Raw genomic sequence first — 23,080 nt, forward strand, 5'->3', positions numbered from 1 at the left:
GATAGGAATGAACATCGAAACACGTTTCGTCGGGATGACGGAAAGTTTTTTATTCGTGGCAGGTGAAGAAGGTTTATCTCTTACACAGTTAGCCGCGCTGTTGGAATGCGAAGAGCAAAAAGCAGAACAAGTACTGATATCTTTGCAAGCGGCGTATGACGAAGATGACACACGTGGCATCACGTTGAAAAGTTACGGCGGGAGTTACCGCTTGGTGACGAAGAGTAAATGGGCAGATGACATCAAAAGAATGCTAGAAGATCCAAAACCGTCTACGTTTACACAAGCAGCGCTCGAGGTACTTGCCATCATTGCGTACAAGCAACCTGTAACGCGCGTAGAGATCGATGACTTGCGTGGTGTAAAGTCCGAGCGTGCATTGTCGTCGTTGGCTGGTAAAGGCTTCGTAGAGGAAGTGGGGCGCATGGATGGGCCTGGTAGACCGATTTTATATGGCACGACAACTTTCTTTCTAGATCGTTTTGGACTGGCGTCGCTCGAAGATATGCCGCCACTGTCACTTGACGAAGAACAAGAAACATCGGAAGAAACGGATTTATTCATGACGAAATTCCAAGAAGCATTTTCCATTACAGAAGAAGGAGGACATGATGCTTGAGAAAAATTTCGGTCATCGCTCTACTGATAGTCGGATTATTGATATATCCCGCAAGTAGCCAGGCGGCGGGTACGTCATTTGCAGTGATAGACGGAGAGAATGGCAGATTGCTGATGGGATCAAATGAACATGAACCGCTTCCTATCGCAAGTTTGACGAAAATGTGGACGGCTTATACCTTTTTGGGGTTAAAGCCGAGTGAACAGGAGACGGTCATTTCCTCAGAAGCCGCGACAGCAGAAGGATCATCCATTTATCTCGAAACGGGTCAAGTAATGAAGACGCAAGATTTACTGTATGGCTTAATGCTGCGTTCAGGTAATGATGCAGCGCAGGCGCTCGCTGAACATGCAGGTGGCTCACTTGATGGATTTGTCTATCTGATGAATGAAGTAGCGCAAAGTCATGGCCTGGAGCAAACGCATTTTATGAATCCATCCGGTTTGCACGGCGAGCATCACCTGTCTTCTGCGTATGACACAGCTAAAATGTTGTATTTTGCTATGAAGAATCCAGAATTTCGTAAAATAGCTTCTACAAAGAACTATCCTTTTGAAACAGAACAAGGAAAAAACAGTTGGCAAAATAAACATCGGCTAGTAATATCTGAGCCAACTGCCGTTGCGGGTAAAACAGGTTTCACAAAAGCAGCAGGACGTACATTGGCTACCTATTTCGAAAAGGATGGAAAGTCCGTCATTGTCGTTACGTTAAATAACGGAAATGATTGGCAAGTCCATAAACAGTTATCCCAGCAAGTTTTCTCTGAATATCAATCGTACACAGCAGTGAAAAAAGGAAAGTATCAAGTATTTCCACATATGATCGCAAAGCTAGATCAATCTGTTAAGTTACTCGTAACGAAAGAAGAGAAGAAAATGTTGTCCAATGTGTTACAAATTCCACAAGCAGATGAACAACAGAAAAAAGGCTACTGGTCTATTTATTTAGGTACAGAACCAATTAAGACAGTAGCAGTAGATATCGAGTCCGAAAAGTGAGTTAAAAACATACTATTTCGAAGATTGACCTACATAGGTCAGTCTTCTTTTCATTTGCCCGAAAGTATGACATAATTTTTTCAGTATGTAACATCAAGGAGGAACCCATGGAAAGATTACAAAAGGTATTGGCACAGGCCGGCGTAGCGTCAAGAAGAAAGTCAGAAAAACTAATATTGGACGGTTTAGTTAAAGTGAATGGTAAGGTCATAACGGAACTCGGGACAAAAGTTAGCAGAATGGACACAATTGAAGTGGAAGGCGTTCAATTGACGAAAGAAACACCTGTCTACTATCTGCTTTATAAACCACGCGGTTATATCTCAACAGTAGACGATGAAAAAGGTCGTAAAACAGTAATGGATTTAGTACCGGAAGTCAGCCAGAGAATATTTCCGGTTGGTCGACTAGACTATGACACTTCAGGTGTATTGTTGATGACGAATGACGGAGACTTCTCATATTTGATGACTCATCCGAAATTCGAAATAAAAAAGAAGTATGTAGCTAAAGTAAAAGGAATTCCTACCCGCGAGGATCTTAAAAAGCTGGAGACAGGAATTGAATTAGATGACGGCAGTACTGCTCCTGCTCGTGTGAAAATGACAAGCTCGGATAAGAAAACAAATTCTGCCATTGTCGAGATCACAATCCATGAAGGACGTAACCGTCAAGTACGAAGAATGTTCGACGCAATTAATTGTCCGGTTCAAAAATTGAAGCGTGAAGAGTTTGCTAACTTGACTACACGCGGATTGAATGCCGGAGAAGCGCGTGAGCTAACGAGACATGAATTGAAACAATTACGCGTATTAGCAGAAACAGGAAAGATCGGCTAAGAAAGCGTTGAAAGTTCACAATCCTATCACTAGTGCGGTGCCAACTGATTTTATGTTTTGGTATAATAGCCAATGGAACGTAAATTAGACAGGAGGTTACATGATTGGCCAAAAAGAAAAACAAAAAGACTATCAGGCTAATTAGCAGAACAGCCCTTTTATTAATTTTAGCTGCAATTATGATCTACGCAATTACTTCAAAAGATAAAGTAAAAGTCTTGGCGGAAGGTGATACAGCGCCTGATTTCGAGCTTGTAGATTTAGAAGGAAATAAACATCGGTTGTCGGATTATAAAGGGCAAGGCGTATTCCTGAATTTCTGGGGTACATGGTGTCCACCTTGTAAAAAGGAAATGCCACATATGGAGGATCTCTATAAAGACTTTGAAGCGAAGGGTGTACATATCCTGACTGTCAACGTAGGAGAACCAAAAGTGAAAATAGAGCTCTTTAGAGACGACATGAACCTTTCATTCCCCATGTTATGGGATAAGAACAAAACCGTTATGGATTTGTATAATATCAAACCATTACCTACAACTTTCCTCATCAATCCAGAAGGAAAGATTACGAAGGTCATTAAACAGGGGATGACAGAGCAACAAATTTATGAGTATTTAGAAAGCATTCAACCAAAGTAAGGAGATTGTTACTCAATGAGCAAAATCAAATGCCAATGTGGGCATGAAAATCCTTATGGTACAGAGCTTTGTGAGAAGTGTGGTCGTCCCTTATCTGAAAAGGCGAAGAAAAGTGATATTGTAGATATGCGTTACGAGGGATCCTCTAGAAGATCCCAAACCTATAAGAGTTCCATTATCGATAAAATATGGAACTTCTTCTCCAGCGTCAAGATTGGCGTCAGTATTATTGCGGCGGTATTAATCACGTCAGCAATTGGAACAATCTTTCCGCAGAAGTTTTATGTACCTGCCACTACGCCGGAGGGCTATCTGGAATACTATGAGCGTCTGTATGGTACGGTAGGAAAACTGTATTACCAACTTGGCTTTTATGATATGTATAATAGCTGGTGGTTTAAAGTACTAGTCGGTATGCTTGCAACTTCTATTATCATCGCAAGTATTGACCGTGTTGTTCCGCTTTATAAATCACTTAAAAAGCAACGCACACGTCGTCACCCATCCTTTATGAAGCGTCAGCGGATTTTTGGAGAAGGCGATGTCCAAAATACGGAAGAGTCGCTTGCAAAAGCAGAAGAGAAACTAAAAGCAATGCGCTACAATGTAAAAATAGAGAATGGTGCCATTTTAGCTGAAAAGTATCGATTTTCACGCTGGGGCCCGTATGTCAACCACGTCGGGTTAATCATTTTCATTTCGGGTGTTCTGCTTAGAGGAATTCCTGGTTTTTATGTTGACGAGGCGATGTGGCTCCGTGAAGGGGAAACTCGTAATATCGTTGGAGCACCGGGTTATGTGCTTGAAAATAAAAAGTTCACATTAGAGAACTATACAAAAGAAGAAGCAGAAGTATTCGGTGAGGCGTTAGAGAAGAATGGCGCAATCGTTAAGTCGTATACGACAGATGTTACGTTGTATAAACAAAATGAGGGCGCGCTCCCAGGTAGTGAAAGTCTTGAAAAAGTGGAGGATTACGCCATCAATGTCAATAAACCATTGAAATTTGATGGGTATAATGTATTCCAGATGGATTATAAACTAGACGAGCTTAAAAACATGACATTTCATTTGGTAAATAAATCTTCTGAAGAATCTTTAGGGGAATTCACGGTAGATTTAAGTGATCCAGAAAAGGAATATGATCTTGGAAATGGCTCAACTGTCAATATGCTAGGTTTCTATCCAGACTATGATGGAATTAAAGACGGGGAACCCTATTCGAAGTCACCCGTTCCGAATAATCCAGCATTCATTTTTCAGATGAACACACCAGATAAGCCAGAAGGTGAAAAGAGTTTCGTGGCCATTCGTCAAACGTTGGAAGTAGAAGAGAACGACTACGCGATTAAGTTTGCAGCTGCTGAAACTCGAAATATTTCAGGTTTGACAATCCGTAAAGACAAAACGTTATATATCCTCTTATTCGGTGGTCTAGTATTTATGATTGGTGTTATTCAAGGAATGTATTGGCAACACCGCAGAGTATGGATCCAAGAAGATTCAGAAGGACATTTGTTGATTGCTGCACATACGAATAAAAACTGGTTCTCTTTACGTAAAGAGCTGGATACATTACGAGAAACTGTAGACTTGCCTGCTTATATAGATCGTCAGGATCCTGAGTTGGACAAGCCAGAACAGGAAGGGGACGAGGAAATATGGACTTAGTAGCCATCAGTAGTAATTTATTATTAGTTTCATTTATTGCATATTTAGTAGCCACTTTGTTTTTCGGAGGCGCTATCAAAAAATCAAAATCAGAAAAAGCGTATCATAATAGTAAGTGGGGAACGATCGGTCTAGTTATTACAATCATCGGATTCCTTACTCACTTAGGCTATTTCTTTACAAGATGGGCTGCGTCAGGTCACGCGCCACTTAGTAATATGTTTGAGTTTACGACTGCATTCGGCATGATGCTCGTAGGGGCATTCATCATGCTGTATATTATTTACCGAACACCGTCACTTGGACTGTTCGCGTTACCCGTTGCAATTATCATTATTTCGTATGCAACGATGTTTCCGACAGAAGTTACTCCACTAATTCCTGCACTTCAAAGTAAATGGTTGTTTATTCACGTAATCACAACGGTTATTGGTGAATCTATACTTGCAATCAGTGCGATAGCAGGGCTTGTATTCTTAGTAAAGAATATTGATATGACGAAAAAATCCAAATCACGTTTTTGGATAGAAGCAGTAATGTATACGTTAATTCTTGTTCTTGGTTTTGTCGTATCTTCTACGACATTCAAAGTAATGGACTATGAAGCAGAATTTACTTATATAAATAAAGATGAAGTACCCGCTGAAATTACGTATCACGTTCCTCCGTTATTTGGGATGAATGAGTATGAAGCGATGACACCGGACAAAATGACACCTTGGGTTGAATTGCCTCCGATCATCAATGCGCAAAAACTGTCTTCGCTTGTTTGGTCTATAGCTGTAGGTTCAGTGCTTTACGTATTATTACGGTTGATCGCACGGAAACCTCTCGCCGCGGTATTCCAACCGTTAGCGAAGAAGGCCAATTCCCAGCTGATGGATGAAATCGGCTATCGTGCTGTATTGATCGGTTTCCCGGTCTTCACGCTCGGTGCTTTGATTTTCGCCATGATTTGGGCACATGAAGCCTGGTCACGATTCTGGGGCTGGGATCCGAAAGAAGTGTGGGCACTCATTACGTGGTTGTTCTACGCTGCATTCCTTCACCTGCGTTTATCAAAAGGTTGGGAAGGTAAAAAGTCCGCATGGCTTGCTGTTATCGGATTTGTTATCATCATGTTCAACTTAATTGCCGTAAACTTAATTATTGCAGGTTTACACTCATACGCATAATCTTCGACTGCATGACAATACTTGTCATGCAGTCTTTTTATTTCTATTTGTAGGTCAGTAATTGTACAATGGAGATAGAAGGTTGTCGAAAGGGGTAATGAATTGTGGAAGAAACAGTGAAGCTCTTAGTGGTGGATGATGAGGATCGCATTCGTCGCCTATTGAATATGTATTTATCTAGAGAAGGCTATGAAATTGAAGAAGCGGTCGATGGAGCAGATGCGTTAGAAAAAGTGTTTGCTGGACAATATGATTGTATATTGCTCGACGTGATGATGCCTGAAAAAGATGGTATGGAAGTATTAGCTGAACTACGTGAAAATAAAATTATGACACCTGTTATTTTATTGACAGCAAAGGGTGAAGAAGCAGACCGTGTAAGCGGATTTGAAAGTGGTGCAGACGATTACATCGTCAAGCCGTTCAGTCCGAGAGAAGTAGTCTTACGCGTAAAAGCTATGCTCAGACGTTCAGTTGCATTCCCGAATGTGTCGTCTAACACAACGTCAAAAGATTTAGTAGTGTTTCCACAGCTGACAATAGATCATGATGCACATCGTGTAACAGCTGAAGGGAAAGAAGTTAATTTAACACCGAAGGAATATGAGTTATTGTATTTCCTAGCAAAATCACCGGATAAAGTATTCGATCGTGAACAATTGCTGAAAGAAGTATGGCATTACGAATTCTTTGGAGATTTACGTACAGTGGATACACATGTCAAACGGCTGCGAGAAAAACTGAGCCGTGTTTCAGACCGCGCAGCGAAAATGATTGTGACTGTTTGGGGTGTCGGCTATAAGTTCGAGGTTCCAAACGAATGATTAGAATATGGAATTCAATTGTCGGGAAGCTATGGGCCACCATATTGCTTCTCGTTTCCTTTGTCTTGTTTATTGTGACACTGTTCCTGCTCGAATTTCTTGATAACTTCCACACGAAACAAGCGGAAGAGTCTTTGCAGAGAGAAGCTACCACCATCAGTAAAATTGTCAATGATTATAACGAACAAACGACAAGTTCCATGACTCAATCCATGAACCAAATTGTAGATGATATCCTCGATTTAGAGACCAATGCAATTGTAGTTGATCAACAGGGGAATGTGCTGTATTCATTCCATACATCTTCAAGTAAAAAGGAAATTGAAGATCAACTTCTTTCAGAAGGCAGTTTGTTTAATACGCCTGAATCAGGTAAGCATAAAATGAAAGAAATGATATTGCCTTCATTGACAGAACAAGACGTCATGGAGCAATTTTTGATTCTTTCGTATCCATTTGAACAAGCAAATGGTGAACAAGCGAGTGTACTCATGTACCAAAGCTTAGATGCTGTGCACCGTACGACGAAAAGCACGACGAACATTGTTTTCTTATCCGCATTCATCGCATTTATTTTAACTACATTCTTTGCATTTTTCCTATCTACGCGCATTACATTGCCGTTGCGTAAGATGAAGCAAGCAGCGTTTGAGTTGTCTAAAGGGAATTTTGATACACATTTACCTGTGGCGCAAAACGATGAAATTGGTCAGTTAGCCACTGCTTTTAATCAGATGGGACGTCAGTTGAAATATAATATTGAATTGATTAAGCAGGAGAAAGAACAGCTTTCCAGCATTCTTACATCTATGACAGATGCAGTCGTAACGTTTAATCAAGATTATTCAATTCTCCTGAAAAATCCGCAAGCCGAGTTATTGTTGAAAAAATGGTATGGATACAATCAGAAAAATCATCATCCGTTGCCTAAAGAAGTTTTCCATATGCTAAAGCATGCCATTTCATTCGCTGAGGAAGTGGAAGATGAATTGGAATTGGGTGGACAGTTTTATGTCATTTCCATCAGCCCATTGTACAGTGAAAATAGTATCCGTGGAGCGGTGGCGGTATTCCGTGATATGACGGAACAGCATAAATTGGATAAATTACGTTCGGATTTCATTGCCAACGTCTCACACGAATTGCGGACACCGATCTCGATGTTGCAAGGATATAGCGAAGCCATCATAGATGATGTAGTGAGCAGTGAAGAAGAACGTATGGAAATGGTTCAGATCATCCATGATGAATCCAGGCGTATGAGTCGCCTCGTCACAGACTTGCTGAATCTGGCAAGAATGGAATCTGGCTACATTCAACTGAATAAAAACCCTCTATCGATTGTGGAGTTTCTAGAACGTATGGTGACAAAGTTCTCACAAGTGGCAAAAGATGCAAAAGTGGACTTGTCTTTGGAGACGGAAGAATTGAATACGCTACTCGTAACGGCAGATGAAGACCGTCTTGAGCAAGTGTTCACTAATTTGATCGATAACGCCATCCGCCATACTCCAGACGGTGGAGCGGTGACGCTAGGTGTCTACCGGTCTACCGGAATACTTGATATTACAGTAGCCGATACAGGTGTCGGTATTCCAGAAAAAGACTTACCTTACATCTTTGAGCGTTTCTATAAGGCAGATAAAGCAAGAACAAGAGGAAAAGGTGGTACAGGACTTGGTTTGGCTATTGCAAAAAATATTATGGAAGCACATAACGGTTCAATTTTAGCAACCCGTGGTGATGAAAAAGGAACCATCTTTATTTGTTCACTTCCATTTGACGCAATAAATAAATGAAACCTCTCCTATACTGAAACGACTACTACTAGAGAACGGGGGATTGAATGGATGATTCCGTTTTTCAACGTTTATATGAAGACTATAACCGTGACGTATTCAACTTCCTCGCTTATTTGACTCGCAATCGGGGGGTAGCCGAAGATTTGATGCACGAGGTATATGTGCGGGTACTCAAATCATATGGCCGTTTTGAAGGAAAAAGCACCGAGAAAACTTGGCTGTTTGCGATTGCGAAAAATGTCTCGATTGACTATTTTCGAAAACAATCCACAATCAACAAGCATGCAAACATTCATTTCGATTGGGAAACAGAGCAATTAGCTTCAACTGACCGCTTGCCTGAACATTTGATTGAAGCAGATGAAGAGCAGAAGCAAGTGCTTGAAGCGTTGCACACATGTACGGGTGATCAGAAAATGGTCATCCTTATGCGCTTCTTTCAGGATCTATCAGTCGCTGAAACGGCTGAGGTTCTGGGCTGGACTGAAAGCAAAGTAAAAACGACGCAGCATCGTGCAATCAAAGCATTACAAGTGAAGTTGGAAGCGCGTTCCGAGAGGGAGGGGTGATGAGATGAGCAATGATAAGTGGAATGAAGATACTATCGAGAAACGTTTACGTAATATGCCCGTCGTGAAAGATCAGCGTTCCAAAGACGAGATTATGCAACGTTTAAAAGAAGATACGAGACTTTCTGAGCCAAACCGGCCGAAGAAGAGACCGTCGAAATCCAAGTGGCCACCAATTATCGCAGCTATTGCGGCGATTGTATTGCTCACCATCATCGTGCCGACATTCATTCAGCAAAACAATGAAGTATCGATGGATAAAGCAACGACAGAGGAATCGGCTGATCCTAGCGTGATGGAGGATAGTGAAGAAATGCAGTCGAATGAAGCGAGTGATGCATCCGTGTTTACAAAGCAGGTTTCAGCGCCGCTCTCAAACGCCGCTTATCCTGCCGACATCCTGGATCACACAGCGTTTCATATTGGCTTGGCTACCGATCAGGCAACCATTGTCCCCGTAACATTCCTGATACCGAATGAACGCCTCCCTGAAGGATTAGGGACATCACCGGATGCAGTCGCGCTATATAATGAGTTTGCGAATACAATAGATGAAGAGGCGCTCGGTTTTACAGAGTATCATCCGTATAACGCGATGATATCTTCGAACGGTAATCAAGTTCAAATGAAGTTCACTGCGGACCATACCTATGACAGATCGAGTGCGACACTTGAAATGTTGAATCTGTCCGTACAAAATACGTTTCAAGGATACGATGAAATACAGTTTTTACAAGAAGATGCATCGTCAATTACGTTTGATCAAGTAGGTCAAGTAGATGAACCGATTGCCTTGTCAGGAGTGGTTTCGCGTCAAGCGTATTATCGATTTGTAAAATCAGATGGAGAAGCGGTACTCTCCACTAATTTTGGCAAGACTTCCGAAACGGTGGAGCAAGCTTTGAGAGAGATGAAGAATTCACCGAATGATATCTATTCAACTGTGGTCCCTGAAGGAATAGACTTCACGGTTAAAGAAGTTAAAGATATTGTCAACGTGAAATTTACTGAAGTGCTTGATTTAGATAAGATGCAATCCGAAAAAGCAATGCAACTCCTAGACGGCATCTTGCTGACGGCGGCAAGTTTCGACAAACAGGTAGAATTTGATCAAGTCGCGCAGGAACAATGGAATAAATTTGACTTCACTCGGCCATTGGAAAAGCCGTTGGGTGCAAATCCAAAGTATTTAATTAACGAATAATTCTGTTTTGTAAACTCGTGAAGTTTACAAAACAGTTTTTTTACGCTATAATAGGTTCATAATTAAATATTGATTCATCTTCGGGGCAGGGTGTAATTCCCGACCGGCGGAAATGAAGTAGAATTCTACTTTTAGCCCGCGAGCTTAACAGCTGATTCTGGTGAGATTCCGGAGCCGACAGTATAGTCTGGATGGGAGAAGGTGAAGGTGCAGCCATCTTTTTGTGTACGCAAAAGTGGTGCTTGTTTCCTGACGGATAAGTTTGTAAATTATCTGTTCTTAACAGTGCATTTTACTCTCCCTAAAGCATATTTTGCTTTAGGGATTTTTAGCGGAACAATAGATGAGCCAGCCTTTCCTCTTTTGAAGTGAATCGCAAAAGGAGAGAGGAACAAGTGAATAACAAGAAGTTACGTAAGCTAATTTTGGTGGCAATATTGGGAAGTATTTCAACTGTATTAATGCAGTTCAACTTTCCCATCCCGGCAATGCCTGGATTTTTAAAGATTGATTTTAGTGAGATCCCTGCTGTTATGGCAATCATGACGATGGGACCTGTTGCAGGTATAGGCGTAGAGATATTGAAGAACGTCATGCACTGGTTCTTATCAGGAAGCCCGACAGGAGTACCGGTAGGAGAAGTCGCAAACTTTGTGACAGGTGTATTATTCATAATGCCAATCTACTGGATTTTCACAAAGTATCGTTCAGCTAAAGGTCTTGCATCAGGTTTGATCGCAGGTACGGTAGCAATGGCAATAGGTATGAGCGTATTAAATTACTTAGTATTCTTGCCAATGTACACATATTTCCTAGGTATGCCAGCAGTTACAGGCGACTCGCTGTATCAGATGATCATATTGGGAATCTTACCGTTCAACTTGGTCAAGGGTGTCATGCTATTAGCCATCACGTTGATGTTATATAGAAGCATGGAGAAGTGGATTCTTCAGCAACAGAAAAAGTTATCATTCTAAACAAATATGCGCCAGTCTTCCAGAATATTGGGGAGACTGGCGTTTTTTATGCTAGAAGAGAAATTGATATAGTAACGTCAGTGAATTTCCACTCCAGCTGGGGGGGCGCGGCCATCTTCCGTTGCAATCCTTACATAAAAGGTGGATATACTTAGTTCACTCACATATCAAATGCAAATCCCCTTGCCAATACTAATGCCAACCTTATTAATAAATACAACGCATTAAAAAACAACACATCCAGTAGTAGGAAGTGTTGTCGGGATTGAATCAATCTTCATATTTTAATGGATCGCCTTCGAAGGCCTCATCCGCAATTTTAATTGAATCGGTAGGGCAGCCATCATATGCATCCTCGAGATCCTCCATCAGTTCTTCTGGAACTTCAGTGTTTCCCGTGTTATCATCTAAAATAACAAATGCAATCCCCTCATCGTCATAATCATAAATATCCGGCGCAGCAGCCCCGCACGCCCCGCAGGCTATACATGTATCCTGATCGACAATCGTATACTTTTTGCTAGACATTTGTCTTTCTCCCTTCTTCCATTCACTCAACCTATTTTGTATCTACTCTATTCTAAAGCTGTTTTCATCACTTTTCAACAAAAAAACGTTATTTCTTCAGGGGGGGTAGCTCAAATGAGTTTCGATTCCATCTTATTAACGATCTTCCAACGTCTCCATGGTGAGCGTTCAGCGCAAGGTGTCTACCATATACTTCGTGGAAAACGATCGGGACAGACGTTACAAGACGTTGAATATTATCAAGTCAAATCATACTATGCATTGTTGCCACAATTGACAGCAAGCGAATTCCAGCAAGCGTTAGAGCGGATGCAAGCGGATGGCCTAATATATATAAATGAACTTGTTTATGTGACAGCGAAAGGTCAGATGGCGACAGGTAGCGAAATGTGGCGATTTAATGGCTGGAATTACCGCGGGCGAGAAAGAGAGTTCGCCAGACGGTTGGCGTTGCTAGTTCAGACATTGTCCAATTTACGCAGTAGTGAAACAATGTTCATGCCAATCCAGAAGGAGTTGCCTACTCAGCAATTTGTCAAAGGGTTCTTACGTAATCAATCAAGTAGCATGATCAGCCTATCCACTTCATTGCGAAAAGAATTGGAACATGTGCTAACTAATTCCTCATTAACAGATTTACAACGTATGATAGTGAGCAGTCGATTGACGGGGTACCAGCTCACTGCGTCTACTTGGGAACAGATGAAGGATCGTGTAAATCTACCGGTTAAGACTCTACAATTGTACTATATAGAAGCATTACATATTATGCTCGATTTCATACAACAGCGACCCAACTTGCGGTTGCTGACAGAATTAGCGGCAGATTGTAAAGTGGACACATATTTGACACAATCTGCAGAACGGACACGGAAACTATTCGAGCGGGGCTATTCGGTAGAGCAAATTGCTTCTTTGCGAAATTTGAAATTAAGTACAATAGAAGATCATTTCATTGAAATGGCAGCGAATATGGATGGCTTTCCATATAAAGATTTTGTAACGGAAGAACAAATAGATGCAGTTTGGCGTCATGTTGAACAGTTGCAGACTAAACGTTTGCGTTTGTTAAAACAGCAGTGCCCAGAATTATCGTATTTCCAACTGCGATTAATCATCATGATTGGAAGGAGAGTGAGTTGATGGAGCTTCAAGACGTGTTGCGTCAAAAGTTTGGTTATGAATCATTTCGACCTGGACAACAAGAAGTCATTACCGAGTTGCTAGCTGGACGAGATGCCGTGGCAATTTTTCCGACGGGTACGGGGAAGTCGCTTTGCTATCAATTACCTGCATACATGCTCGATGGTGCAGTGATTATCATCTCTCCTCTCGTTGCGTTGATGGAAGATCAAGTGGCTAACTTGCGAAAACATAAAGAGAAGCGGGTTGTCGCTATCAATTCATTTTTATCGAGGCAGGAAAAGGAATTGGCGCTTTCTACTTTAGCGCACTATAAATTCATTTTCTTATCGCCTGAAATGGTGATGCAGCAACATGTTCGACAGCTTGTCCAACAATTGCCTATTGCTTTCTTTGTAGTAGATGAAGCCCATTGTATTTCAGAGTGGGGATTTGATTTCAGGCCCGACTATTTACGATTAAAGGAATTATTCTCAGTTTTAGAAAGAGCACCAGTACTGGCATTAACTGCTACTGCGAATGAGAAAGTAGTGGAAGATATTACAACGTACTTACACATGAGAAATCCGCACATCGAACGACAGTCAATCGATCGTCCGAATATATCATATCGAGTGATGCATATGGATAATGAATGGGTAAAAACAGAGTGGATTATACAAAGGCTTGCTACGACAATCGGTCCTGGTGTTATTTATGTAGCTTCACGGAAACGTGCAGATGAACTCGCGGCAATGATCCGAGAAACTGGAATTCCGACAGCCAGCTATCACGGTGGCAAGGAACAGGATGAACGATCCATCATTCAACAACAATTTGTACAAGGTGAACTCGAGTGGATTTGTGCTACCAATGCATTTGGCATGGGAATTCACAAAGATGATATTCGGCAAGTTATTCATGAGCACTTACCTGCTACGCCAAGCGCTTATATCCAGGAAGTAGGACGTGCAGGACGTGACGGGGAAAAAGCTGCGGCCACTCTTTTGTATAGTGAGCGGGATATTCAGAAAGTGAAGTTCATAGTCTATGAAGATCTGCCAGATGAACAGCAAACTCTTTATTATCATTCTTTACTTCAATCAGGTACTGGGAGTCAATTGGCTGCTGAACAAGCAGGACTATCCGAAGTTGCCGGTCGTTTACTTGATTATTATTTGGAGCAATCTGATATTGAAAATGTCATTCGACAAATTCACCAAATATATCAAGTGAAAGAGAAACAAATTGCGGAAATGGAGTGCTATGTAAAAAGTGACAGTTGTTTGCGAGAAACATTAGTGCAGTTTTTTGGTGAAAACACCTCACCTGCAAAAACAGATTGCTGTTCAAACTGTCAAAATCTTGATGACGACTGGCTGATTAAGTCGGAAACATCGACTGAACAAGCAGTTGAAGTGTTACAATGGCGCGAACGACTGCATCAATTATTAGGTTGAAGCAGTCTGTCTGTATTTACTTTTTAGACAAAATTCGGCATAATAGAGATAGATGAGTTTGTGAGCGGACGTACTTTTCACGGATGAACAAAGGAATTACATCATATAATAGCAACAGACATTATGCGGTGTGAAGGAGAAATTAGACATGTTAAACGAACAGTATAAAATGGATTTTGAACAGCAGCGAAGAGAGATTAAAGAAAAAGTGCCTTTCGATAAACTTCCTTCTCGTGCTGAAGTACACGGAAAGAAGAAAGAGGAGCAATATGGTCGTGTGAAAGTCATCAATATTTTTCTGGCGATTTTTACTTTAATACCTATTGTTATACTACTCTATGTATTATCGGATCTCTATTCTCCTGACGTTCCCGATCAAGTACCTGTTGAAAAAGTCGAGTTATCGGTTGGATTTTACCCGGCCATGACAGATTACATGCATGCCGTTTCCTACGTGCAGTAAAATGGTTAGGGATTTTATTGGATTCTTGCTATACTACTAATGAAAATTACTACTACAAAAGCAAAGTAGACGCTTTGCTTTTTTCTATGGGAGTTGACTAATGAAAAAGGTTCGAATAGCGGGATTATCAGTTTTTTTGTCAGCGACAACTATGCTGACGTATATGTATGCCTTAGCCCATCGGAATCGTGTGCTTACACATATGTTACATATTAATTCCACTCCAACTAATAAATTGAACGTGTTCTTTATTTCGGATATTCACAGGCGCAGTATTCCTCAGCGGCTGATTAATGATTTACGTACGCGTTCTATTGATGCAGTGATCGTCGGTGGAGACGTGGCAGAAGGTGGCGTGCCAATTGAGCGAATTGAACGCAACATGCGCTTACTCGCTTCGATAGGACCGATTTTTTATATTTTCGGCAATAATGACCAAGAAGTAGGTACAGAAAATATACTACGTGTGATGGAGCAAGTTGGTGGAAAAGTATTGGTTAACAGTACTGCATCGATACCGAACCATCCATGTTTCGGTATATGTGGGCTGCAAGATCCAAATAACGGAAAAGTAGAGATTGATCAGGCCGTGGATTCTGCAAAAGGATATGATCATCTAATCCTTGCTGTACATAATCCTTCCTATTTTCGAAAGTTTGAAGAAAAGTTGCAACCGGAATTATCTCTTGCCGGCCATACACATGGAGGCCAGATTAGACTGGGGCCTTGGGGTATGCAAGACCTTGGTCGTTTCGAGACGACGGGAAACAGAGGGAAATTAATTAGTAATGGCTATGGAACGACGATGGTGCCGTTGCGTTTCGGTGCAAAACCCGAATGTCATGTAGTAGAAGTTCATTACTAGAACGCAAAAAATTAGGAGAGAAGATATCATGAATTCTGTAGATGCAGTAATTGTCGGTGGCGGGCCGTGTGGCTTGTCAGCAGCAATTGAATTACAAAATATAGGTTTGTCGGTAGTGGTGATCGAAAAAGGGAATATCGTGAATTCCATTTATAATTATCCGACACACCAAACATTTTTTAGTTCCAGCATGAAATTATCGATAGGCAAGACGCCGTTCATTACAGCTATCGATAAACCAAAGCGTAATGATGCACTAGTCTATTATAGAACCGTTGCGCAAATCGAAAACTTGCAAATTAACAGTCATGAGCGAGTAGAAGACATAGTTCAACAGCATGGTCGATTTGTCGTGACAACGAATAAAGCGGTTTATGATGCGAAATATGTCGTAGTGGCAACAGGATATTATGATCAACCGAATCGTTTACATGTCGAAGGAGAGAATTTGCCTACTGTCTACCATTACTTCAAAGAAGCACATCCGTACTTCAATAAAAAAGTGACAGTCATTGGTGGGAAAAACTCCGCTGTCGACGCAGCGCTGGAATTACAACGTGCAGGTGCGCATGTAACTGTCCTTTATCGAAATGAAACGTATTCGAAAAGTGTGAAGCCTTGGATATTGCCGGGCTTTGATAGTTTAGTTCGTAACGGTCAAATCGATATGCATTTTAACGCGTATGTAACGAAGATTACTGAAAAAGCGGTTACCTTCAAGCAGCAAGGAACGACATTTAATCTTGAAAGCGATTATGTCTTTGCAATGATCGGTTATCATCCAGATCATGCATTTTTACGTAAAATAGGTATTGATGTTGATGAACAATCTGGACGGCCTGTTTTCAATGAAGATACGATGGAAACGAACGTTACTAATTTATTCATCGCAGGTGTCATTGCAGCAGGTAATAATGCTAATGAAATTTTCATCGAAAATGGTCGTTTCCATGGTGGAATGATTGCGCAATGTATTGCACAAAATAAGTGAATGGATGAGTCGCTTGCCTTTTAGGTCAGGCGGCTTTCATCGTATAGGATGTGATATACTAGCGACATGAGGAGGCGCCTATGTTTATTTTACTGACAGTCGCAATAGCGCCGGCGCTGGCACTTTTCAGTTATTTGTATTTACGTAAACAAATTGCCAAGGAGCCATCCAAGACGCTATTCCATGCATTCATTTACGGTGCAATCATGACATTTCCCATTTTGTTTATCCAGCATGTATTTGAAGAAGAGAACGTATTTACTAATGATTTTTTTCACAATGTGTTATTTACGAGCAGTTTAGAAGAATTTTTTAAATGGATTATTATCTATATTCTTGTTTATAGAACAACCGAATTTGAAGATGCCTATGATGGAATTTTATATGGAGCAAGTGTGTCGCTCGGCTTCGCTACAGTAGAGAACATTTTATATTTACTGTCTTTCGGTTTGGATACAGCTTTTATTCGTGCATTATTACCAGTTTCAAGTCACGCGTTATTTGGTGTCGTCATGGGATATTACTTTGGTAAAGCTAAGTTTTCTGCAGTGTCAGAAAAAGCGAAATGGATTACCGTTGCATTTTTGGCGCCATTCTTGCTTCATGTACTCTACAATTCGATTTTATTTACCTATGATTATTGGCTGTATTTAATAATTCCTTTCATGTTGTTCCTTTGGTGGTTCGGGCTGACGCGAGTGAAGTACGCGCACACTTTTGCGATGCAACAATTTAGAAAAAGAAATCAATCAAACTTTTAGAAATCCGTCTGAGGAAATCAGACGGATTTTTCGCCTTATAAAATACTGAATATTGGACAAACTACAAGGAAGCATAATTTATTGGAGGTGGATGTCGATGAAGCGAATTACAAAACGCTTCCTATTTTTATTACTGGCAGGCATCATGATGTTTTCTTTCTTTGCGAGTCATAGTGAAGCATTCAGTGGACGTGATTTGGCTAAAGGTGCAAAAGGAGACGATGTCATTGAGTTGCAGGCAAGACTTCAATATATCGGTTTCTATCATGGAGAAATTGATGGTAATTTCGGATATGGAACTTACTGGGCATTACGCAATTTCCAAGAGCAATACGGATTACCGCTTGACGGAATTGCAGGTAAAGGAACCCAGAAGAAGTTGAAAGGAATTTCTGATTACGATGAAAAGTATGTAAAGGGTCAGATAGCTAAAGGACACCAATTTACTTATTACGGTGGTCAGTCGCTGGAATCGCAAGTGAAAAAGGGAAGTGCGCCACATAAGCAGTCGCAAACCCAAATGCAAGCACCACCTAAATATACCGATCAAGATATTAATTTATTGGCCAATGCAGTATATGGTGAATCTCGTGGAGAGCCATATGAAGGACAAGTGGCGGTAGCAGCGGTTATTTTAAATCGGGTCGAACATGCAGATTTTCCTGATTCAATTGGTGGCGTCATTTTTCAACCAGGAGCGTTTACTGCGGTTGCGGATGGACAGATTTGGCTGACTCCGAATGAGCGCGCGAAAGAAGCGGTCATCGATGCGATCAACGGCTGGGATCCTTCAGAAAACGCAATTTACTATTTCAATCCAATAACGGCTACTAGTAAATGGATTTGGTCGAGACCGCAAATAAAGAAAATCGGTCTACACATATTTTGTGACTAAAGAAAGGAGGACCTAGCTTATTATGAAGCAAATGATTTTCATACTGACCTATGCATTTATTGTATTGGGGATATATACGTTTGGAACGGTGCGTGAAAATGAAGATTTATCGATTGCATTGAATGGCCAATACTCTAAAAGTATGACAGATGCCTCACAAAAACTTGGCGAGTTGGAAGAAGCAGTAAACAAGTCGTTACTTTTTGAAGATCAGAAAAGTTCTGCAAAAGAACGGGAAGATATTTGGCGTTTATCTTCAGACATCAAATCATCTATTTCCTCACTTCCTGTAGATGAAAGTTTCTCTACTTCTTGGATGAATTACTTAGGACGGTTAGGAAATTTTGCAAAGGAATCTACAGAACAAGGTGACCCAGATGAATATTATGGTGTGATGAAGCGTGCTTCAGAAAATTTGAATGAACTGACAAGTGAATGGCAGTTGGCGACAAAAGATATGTTTTCAAGAAGAATGTCCATGAGCAACTGGGAGAAAAAATTGCGTGACTCACCCGATGGTCAGGCGAATTGGTCGAAAATGGGCGAGTCAGTTATGGAATATACAGAAGCAGTATTTCCTTTAACAGCAAGTGAGTCTGATGCAGAAAAGAAAAAAGAGTTGCGTAATATTAAAGAAAAGAAAATTACCGAGGACGAGGCGATTCAAAAATTCAAAAAGCTTCTGCCGAGTGTGTCAAATGATATCATTGCAGCGGAAAAAAGTAGAAAAGGTGCGCCATATCCGTTTTACCATATTCGTTTTGCGGAAAACTCTTCAATCGGCTATTTAGATTTAACTGAAAAAGGTGGACATGTTCTGTCGTATCTCGTGGAGCGTCGCATGGGTAAGCCAACAGTATCATATGAAGAGTTAGAGAAAATGGCTGATGAGTTTTTACAGAAGGCGGAGTATAAGGATCTAGTTTTAGAAGAGGCTAGAGAAAATGATAACGCATGGCACTTTGTTTACGTTCGGGTGTCTCCTGAAAATGATGCCAAAGTATTCTCGGACCCGATTCATATCAAATTAGCAAAAGACAACGGTGAAGTGATCGGTCTGAATGCGTCTGAATACATTCGTAAAGAACAGCCGAAACCACAGCCTATTCGTACAGCGGAGTGGCACACGTTCTTTAGACCGGATGTTACAGTAATGGCTCAGGAGCTTGCATACGTGGAAAATAGTCAAAAGGAGCAACGCCTGGCGCATTATTTAACAATCGTTTCTGGAGAAGAAAATTTGGAGACGTACAAGATTCTCGTTGACACGGAGACGTTAGAAGTCATTACGACAGAAAAACAATAAAAAAGGATTGGAAAAATTTACTCCACATGACATAATGAAAGTATAGGACGAATGGCAGGTGGAGAAATGAGACTAAGTATCGGGACGGTATTAACATTAGAAAAAGATTATACCGAGGATTCGGAGAAATTTAAATGTCGAGTAGTGGATATTGAAGGTGAAGAGCACTTCATGATGGATTACCCTATCAACATGATGACGGGCAAAACAGCATTCTTCATAGATGGTACACAGCTTCTCGTTACATTCGTTGATCAGTATAAGATGTCGTACGCATTTCGTACCGAGGTGCATAGTCGAGTCAACCAAACGATACCGATGCTTAAGCTGAAATATCCTGGTGATCAAAACTTGATGAAGATCCAAAGAAGAGAATTTGTTCGTGTCGATACGTCATTGGACGTGGCGTTACAGGCAGACTCCACGTCGTTGCAATTGGTATCGTTGGATCTCAGCGCTGGCGGATTAGCAGTCAATATGAAAGATCATGATTATTTCACCCAAAATACAGAAGTGAAATTACTGATCGTATTGTATTTCTCGAAGACAGAAATCAAATATGTTTCATGCAAAGCGAGAGTAGTCAGAAACTGGGAAAGCGAGAAGCGCAGACTGAGCTCTTTCACGTTTGATGAAATAGACGACAAAGATCGACAACACATTATTCGCTATTGCTTTGAACGACAGTTAGAATTACGAAATAGCTAAAGGGAAAGTCTGTCGAGAGCAGACTTTTCCTTTTTGCTTATGGTACAATAAAGGCGTAAATGGAGGGGTTTTCATCATGACAGCTGGAATGAGAATCGCAATTGACGGACCGGCAGCGGCAGGTAAAAGTACAATTGCTAAATTGGTAGCTAAAAAATTAGGATATACGTATATCGATACAGGAGCCATGTATCGTGCCATTACTTACAAAGTACTTCAAAGCGCCATAGATCTGCGCAATGAGGAAGAAATCACACGATTGATTGCGCAAACAGAAATTGAATTGCAACCGGATGAACAAGTGCAAAAAGTTTTGTTAGACGGTATAGAGGTAACCGATGCGATACGTTCGCACGAAGTGACTACAAATGTCTCAGCGATAGCGGCTTTAACATCTGTCCGTGACCTCTTGGTCGCTAAACAGCAAAATCTAGCAGCAGAATCATCCGTTGTAATGGATGGCAGGGATATAGGTACTGCCGTCTTACCTGAAGCGGAATTAAAAATTTTCATGACAGCTTCTGTAGAAGAGCGTGCAGAGCGTCGTTTACTAGAAGAACAAAAGCGTGGAATGAAGTCGGATTATGAAACATTGAAAAGGGAAATTAGCGAGAGAGACCGAGCGGACAGCGAACGTAAAATTTCTCCATTAAAAAAAGCAGAAGATGCGATTACAATTGACACAACAGGGAAGACAATAGAAGAAGTGACGAATAGTATTGTCGAATATGCCGAAAAGAGGTTAGCTCAATGAATTTATATCCACTTGGCAAATTTTTGATTGGTACTGTTTGCTATCCACTTTATCGAATTAAGGTAATCGGCAAAGAAAACTTCCCGAAACAAGGCGGCGTGCTCTTATGTACGAATCATATAGATAATTTAGATCCGCCTATAGTCGGTATTACATGTCCGAGAACGGTTCATTTTATGGCCAAAGAAGAGCTATTTGATAAGCCAGTTCTGAAAACGTTGTTGCCAAAAGTACAGGCATATCCTGTAAAACGTGGCATGAGTGACCGAGAAGCATTCCGTAAAACCATTAAACTATTACGGGAAGACAAAGTGGTAGGCCTTTTCCCTGAAGGAACGAGAAGCAAAACGGGAGAGATTGGAAAAGGTTTGGCAGGCGCAGGATTCTTTGCGTTAAAAGGTGGAGAGGCGAAAGTCGTTCCTTGTGCAATCATTGGACCGTATAAAGCCTTTTCGCAACTAAAAGTCGTGTATGGAGAAGCTATGGATATGACGGCTTATCGTGAAAGAAAAGCATCTGCTGAAGAGGTAACAGAGGCGATTATGGCAGAGATATCTAAGTTGATAGAACAGTACAAATAAAAGAATAAGTGTAATTTTTTGTTTTTAAGTCTCAATTCGCATAATATAGAGATAGGATTCATTATGGAGGAGGGCTACATATGACTGAAGAGATGAATATGGATGAAGTTAAAGAATACGGTGAAGGTGCACACGTAACGGGTGTAGTGACAAAAGTTGAAGAGAAATCGGTGACGGTTGAAATCGCTGGTGCTCCTTTTGACGGCGTGATTCCGATCAGTGAACTTTCTAGCTTGCATATTGAAAAAGCAGCAGATGCAGTCTCAGTCGGTGACGAATTAGAGTTGGCGATTACTAAAGTGGAAGACGAGGCGTACGTCTTGTCCAAGCGCCAAGTAGATGCGGAAAATGCATGGGATTCATTAGAAGAGAAATTTGAAAGCGGTGAAATCATCGAAACAGAAGTAAAGGACGTAGTGAAAGGCGGACTGGTTGTCGACCTTGGCGTTCGCGGATTTATTCCCGCTTCTTTAGTAGAAGATCACTTCGTTGAATCATTTGATGATTATAAAGGACGTACGATGACATTTAAAATCGTGGAAATGGAAAAAGAAAAGAATCGATTGATCTTGTCTCACCGTGCGGTTGTCCAAGCGCAGAACGAGCAGAAAAAAGAAGCTGCACTTTCTGAGATTCAAGAAGGTGACATTCTAGATGGTACAGTACAACGTATCGCTTCTTTCGGTGCATTCGTTGATATCGGTGGTGTAGATGGTTTGGTACACATTTCCCAAATTTCTCACGGACATATTGAAAGCGTGTCGGACGTGTTGAAAGAAGGAGACGAAATCCAAGTCAAAGTATTGTCTGTTGACCGTGATGCAGAACGTGTATCTCTATCCATTAAAGATACATTGCCTGGACCATGGGAAAACATCGAAGAAAAGGCAGAAGTCGGCTCTGTACTGGATGGTACGGTGAAACGTCTTGTAGCATATGGTGCATTCGTTGAGATCTTGCCTGGCGTGGAAGGACTCGTACACATTTCGCGTATTGCACATGAGCATATCGGTACACCACAAGAAGTCCTGGAAGAAGGACAGTCTATACAAGTAAAAGTATTAGACGTAAATCCACAGGAAAAACGTATCTCATTGAGCATTAAAGATCTAATCGAAAAGCCTCAAGAAGCACGTGAAGAAAACTTTAGTTATGAAATGCCTGAAGAAACAACTGGCTTCTCTTTAGCGGATGTCATCGGCGATCAACTGAAGAATTTCCAAAAATAATCTTCAGAATGTGATAAACTAGCCACAAATGATAAATTAGCGTAACGGGAATGATGATGCTTTCATATGCATCATCATTCTTTTTGTGTATAATA

Annotated in this window: 24 protein-coding genes and 1 riboswitch; of the genes, 23 read left to right on the forward strand and 1 reads right to left on the reverse strand. The window is 41.0% G+C overall.

What is annotated here, in order from left to right:
* The first annotated feature begins 7 nt into the window (after positions 1-7).
* The 11 genes from scpB (at position 8) to CSV74_RS02340 (ending at position 11,322) form a co-directional block, all read left to right on the forward strand.
* Positions 8-619, forward strand: coding sequence for an SMC-Scp complex subunit ScpB (scpB, locus tag CSV74_RS02290; protein ID WP_029053076.1), 612 nt, complete (start codon positions 8-10; stop codon positions 617-619).
* On the forward strand, positions 616-1,620 hold the full coding sequence (locus CSV74_RS02295; protein ID WP_029053075.1) for a D-alanyl-D-alanine carboxypeptidase family protein: 1,005 nt from the start codon (positions 616-618) through the stop codon (positions 1,618-1,620). The genes scpB and CSV74_RS02295 overlap by 4 nt, the downstream gene beginning before the upstream one ends.
* 107 nt (positions 1,621-1,727) lie before the next feature.
* Positions 1,728-2,459 (forward strand): pseudouridine synthase, encoded by a 732-nt coding sequence (locus CSV74_RS02300; protein ID WP_099690419.1) that lies wholly within the window; start codon positions 1,728-1,730, stop codon positions 2,457-2,459.
* Between the two features lie 104 nt (positions 2,460-2,563).
* Complete coding sequence (gene resA, locus CSV74_RS02305) at positions 2,564-3,100, forward strand: thiol-disulfide oxidoreductase ResA (protein WP_099690420.1); 537 nt, start codon at positions 2,564-2,566, stop codon at positions 3,098-3,100.
* Positions 3,101-3,115: 15 nt separating this feature from the next.
* Complete coding sequence (gene resB / locus CSV74_RS02310; protein WP_099690421.1) at positions 3,116-4,771, forward strand: cytochrome c biogenesis protein ResB; 1,656 nt, start codon at positions 3,116-3,118, stop codon at positions 4,769-4,771.
* Positions 4,762-5,946: a c-type cytochrome biogenesis protein CcsB gene (gene ccsB, locus CSV74_RS02315; protein WP_099690422.1), complete on the forward strand. Its 1,185-nt coding sequence runs from the start codon at positions 4,762-4,764 to the stop codon at positions 5,944-5,946. Before resB ends, ccsB begins: the two co-directional genes overlap by 10 nt.
* Before the next feature lie 104 nt (positions 5,947-6,050).
* Positions 6,051-6,770, forward strand: a complete 720-nt coding sequence (locus CSV74_RS02320) for a response regulator transcription factor (protein WP_083035563.1) — start codon at positions 6,051-6,053, stop codon at positions 6,768-6,770.
* Positions 6,767-8,569: an ATP-binding protein gene (locus CSV74_RS02325; protein WP_099690423.1), complete on the forward strand. Its 1,803-nt coding sequence runs from the start codon at positions 6,767-6,769 to the stop codon at positions 8,567-8,569. Before CSV74_RS02320 ends, CSV74_RS02325 begins: the two co-directional genes overlap by 4 nt.
* 47 nt (positions 8,570-8,616) lie before the next feature.
* Entirely contained in the window at positions 8,617-9,141 is a 525-nt protein-coding gene (locus tag CSV74_RS02330) for an RNA polymerase sigma factor SigX (protein WP_099690424.1), read from the forward strand.
* A 4-nt stretch (positions 9,142-9,145) separates the two neighbouring features.
* Positions 9,146-10,345 (forward strand): GerMN domain-containing protein, encoded by a 1,200-nt coding sequence (locus CSV74_RS02335; protein WP_099690425.1) that lies wholly within the window; start codon positions 9,146-9,148, stop codon positions 10,343-10,345.
* A gap of 72 nt (positions 10,346-10,417) precedes the next feature.
* Positions 10,418-10,552: riboswitch (FMN riboswitch) on the forward strand.
* Between the two features lie 188 nt (positions 10,553-10,740).
* The gene (locus tag CSV74_RS02340) at positions 10,741-11,322 is read left to right on the forward strand and encodes an ECF transporter S component (protein ID WP_099690426.1); all 582 of its coding nucleotides are present in this window, start codon (positions 10,741-10,743) and stop codon (positions 11,320-11,322) included.
* Between the two features lie 270 nt (positions 11,323-11,592).
* Here CSV74_RS02340 and CSV74_RS02345 read toward each other — a convergent pair whose 3' ends face one another.
* Positions 11,593-11,850: a ferredoxin gene (locus CSV74_RS02345; protein ID WP_029053065.1), complete on the reverse strand. Its 258-nt coding sequence runs from the start codon at positions 11,848-11,850 to the stop codon at positions 11,593-11,595.
* Positions 11,851-11,964: 114 nt separating this feature from the next.
* Between CSV74_RS02345 and CSV74_RS02350 the strand changes: the two genes are divergently transcribed.
* From CSV74_RS02350 to rpsA, 12 genes are all read left to right on the forward strand, one after another.
* Positions 11,965-12,993, forward strand: coding sequence for a YpbB family protein (locus CSV74_RS02350; protein WP_099690427.1), 1,029 nt, complete (start codon positions 11,965-11,967; stop codon positions 12,991-12,993).
* A complete protein-coding gene (locus CSV74_RS02355) occupies positions 12,993-14,432 on the forward strand; it encodes a RecQ family ATP-dependent DNA helicase (RefSeq protein ID WP_099690428.1) in 1,440 nt (479 codons plus the stop codon). The genes CSV74_RS02350 and CSV74_RS02355 overlap by 1 nt, the downstream gene beginning before the upstream one ends.
* A 148-nt stretch (positions 14,433-14,580) precedes the next feature.
* Positions 14,581-14,895 carry a hypothetical protein gene (locus CSV74_RS02360; protein WP_099671087.1) on the forward strand — a complete coding sequence of 105 codons (315 nt, stop codon included), beginning with the start codon at positions 14,581-14,583 and terminating at the stop codon, positions 14,893-14,895.
* Between the two features lie 100 nt (positions 14,896-14,995).
* The gene (locus tag CSV74_RS02365) at positions 14,996-15,760 is read left to right on the forward strand and encodes a metallophosphoesterase (RefSeq protein WP_099690429.1); all 765 of its coding nucleotides are present in this window, start codon (positions 14,996-14,998) and stop codon (positions 15,758-15,760) included.
* Between the two features lie 28 nt (positions 15,761-15,788).
* Positions 15,789-16,751: a YpdA family putative bacillithiol disulfide reductase gene (locus CSV74_RS02370; protein ID WP_099690430.1), complete on the forward strand. Its 963-nt coding sequence runs from the start codon at positions 15,789-15,791 to the stop codon at positions 16,749-16,751.
* An 80-nt stretch (positions 16,752-16,831) separates the two neighbouring features.
* Positions 16,832-17,512 carry a glutamic-type intramembrane protease PrsW gene (gene prsW, locus CSV74_RS02375; protein WP_099690431.1) on the forward strand — a complete coding sequence of 227 codons (681 nt, stop codon included), beginning with the start codon at positions 16,832-16,834 and terminating at the stop codon, positions 17,510-17,512.
* Positions 17,513-17,609: 97 nt separating this feature from the next.
* Positions 17,610-18,407: a spore cortex-lytic enzyme gene (sleB, locus tag CSV74_RS02380; protein ID WP_029053058.1), complete on the forward strand. Its 798-nt coding sequence runs from the start codon at positions 17,610-17,612 to the stop codon at positions 18,405-18,407.
* Positions 18,408-18,429: 22 nt separating this feature from the next.
* Entirely contained in the window at positions 18,430-19,713 is a 1,284-nt protein-coding gene (locus tag CSV74_RS02385; protein WP_099690432.1) for a PepSY1/2 domain-containing protein, read from the forward strand.
* Positions 19,714-19,779: 66 nt separating this feature from the next.
* Positions 19,780-20,421 carry a flagellar brake protein gene (locus tag CSV74_RS02390; protein WP_158231729.1) on the forward strand — a complete coding sequence of 214 codons (642 nt, stop codon included), beginning with the start codon at positions 19,780-19,782 and terminating at the stop codon, positions 20,419-20,421.
* A 76-nt stretch (positions 20,422-20,497) separates the two neighbouring features.
* Positions 20,498-21,175, forward strand: coding sequence for a (d)CMP kinase (gene cmk / locus CSV74_RS02395; RefSeq protein ID WP_029053055.1), 678 nt, complete (start codon positions 20,498-20,500; stop codon positions 21,173-21,175).
* Positions 21,172-21,756, forward strand: a complete 585-nt coding sequence (locus tag CSV74_RS02400; RefSeq protein WP_029053054.1) for a lysophospholipid acyltransferase family protein — start codon at positions 21,172-21,174, stop codon at positions 21,754-21,756. The genes cmk and CSV74_RS02400 overlap by 4 nt, the downstream gene beginning before the upstream one ends.
* Positions 21,757-21,836: 80 nt before the next feature.
* Positions 21,837-22,985 carry a 30S ribosomal protein S1 gene (gene rpsA, locus CSV74_RS02405; protein ID WP_099690434.1) on the forward strand — a complete coding sequence of 383 codons (1,149 nt, stop codon included), beginning with the start codon at positions 21,837-21,839 and terminating at the stop codon, positions 22,983-22,985.
* Positions 22,986-23,080: the final 95 nt, after the last annotated feature.

This window comes from Sporosarcina sp. P19, from assembly GCF_002743165.1.
Lineage (GTDB): Bacteria > Bacillota > Bacilli > Bacillales_A > Planococcaceae > Sporosarcina > Sporosarcina ureae.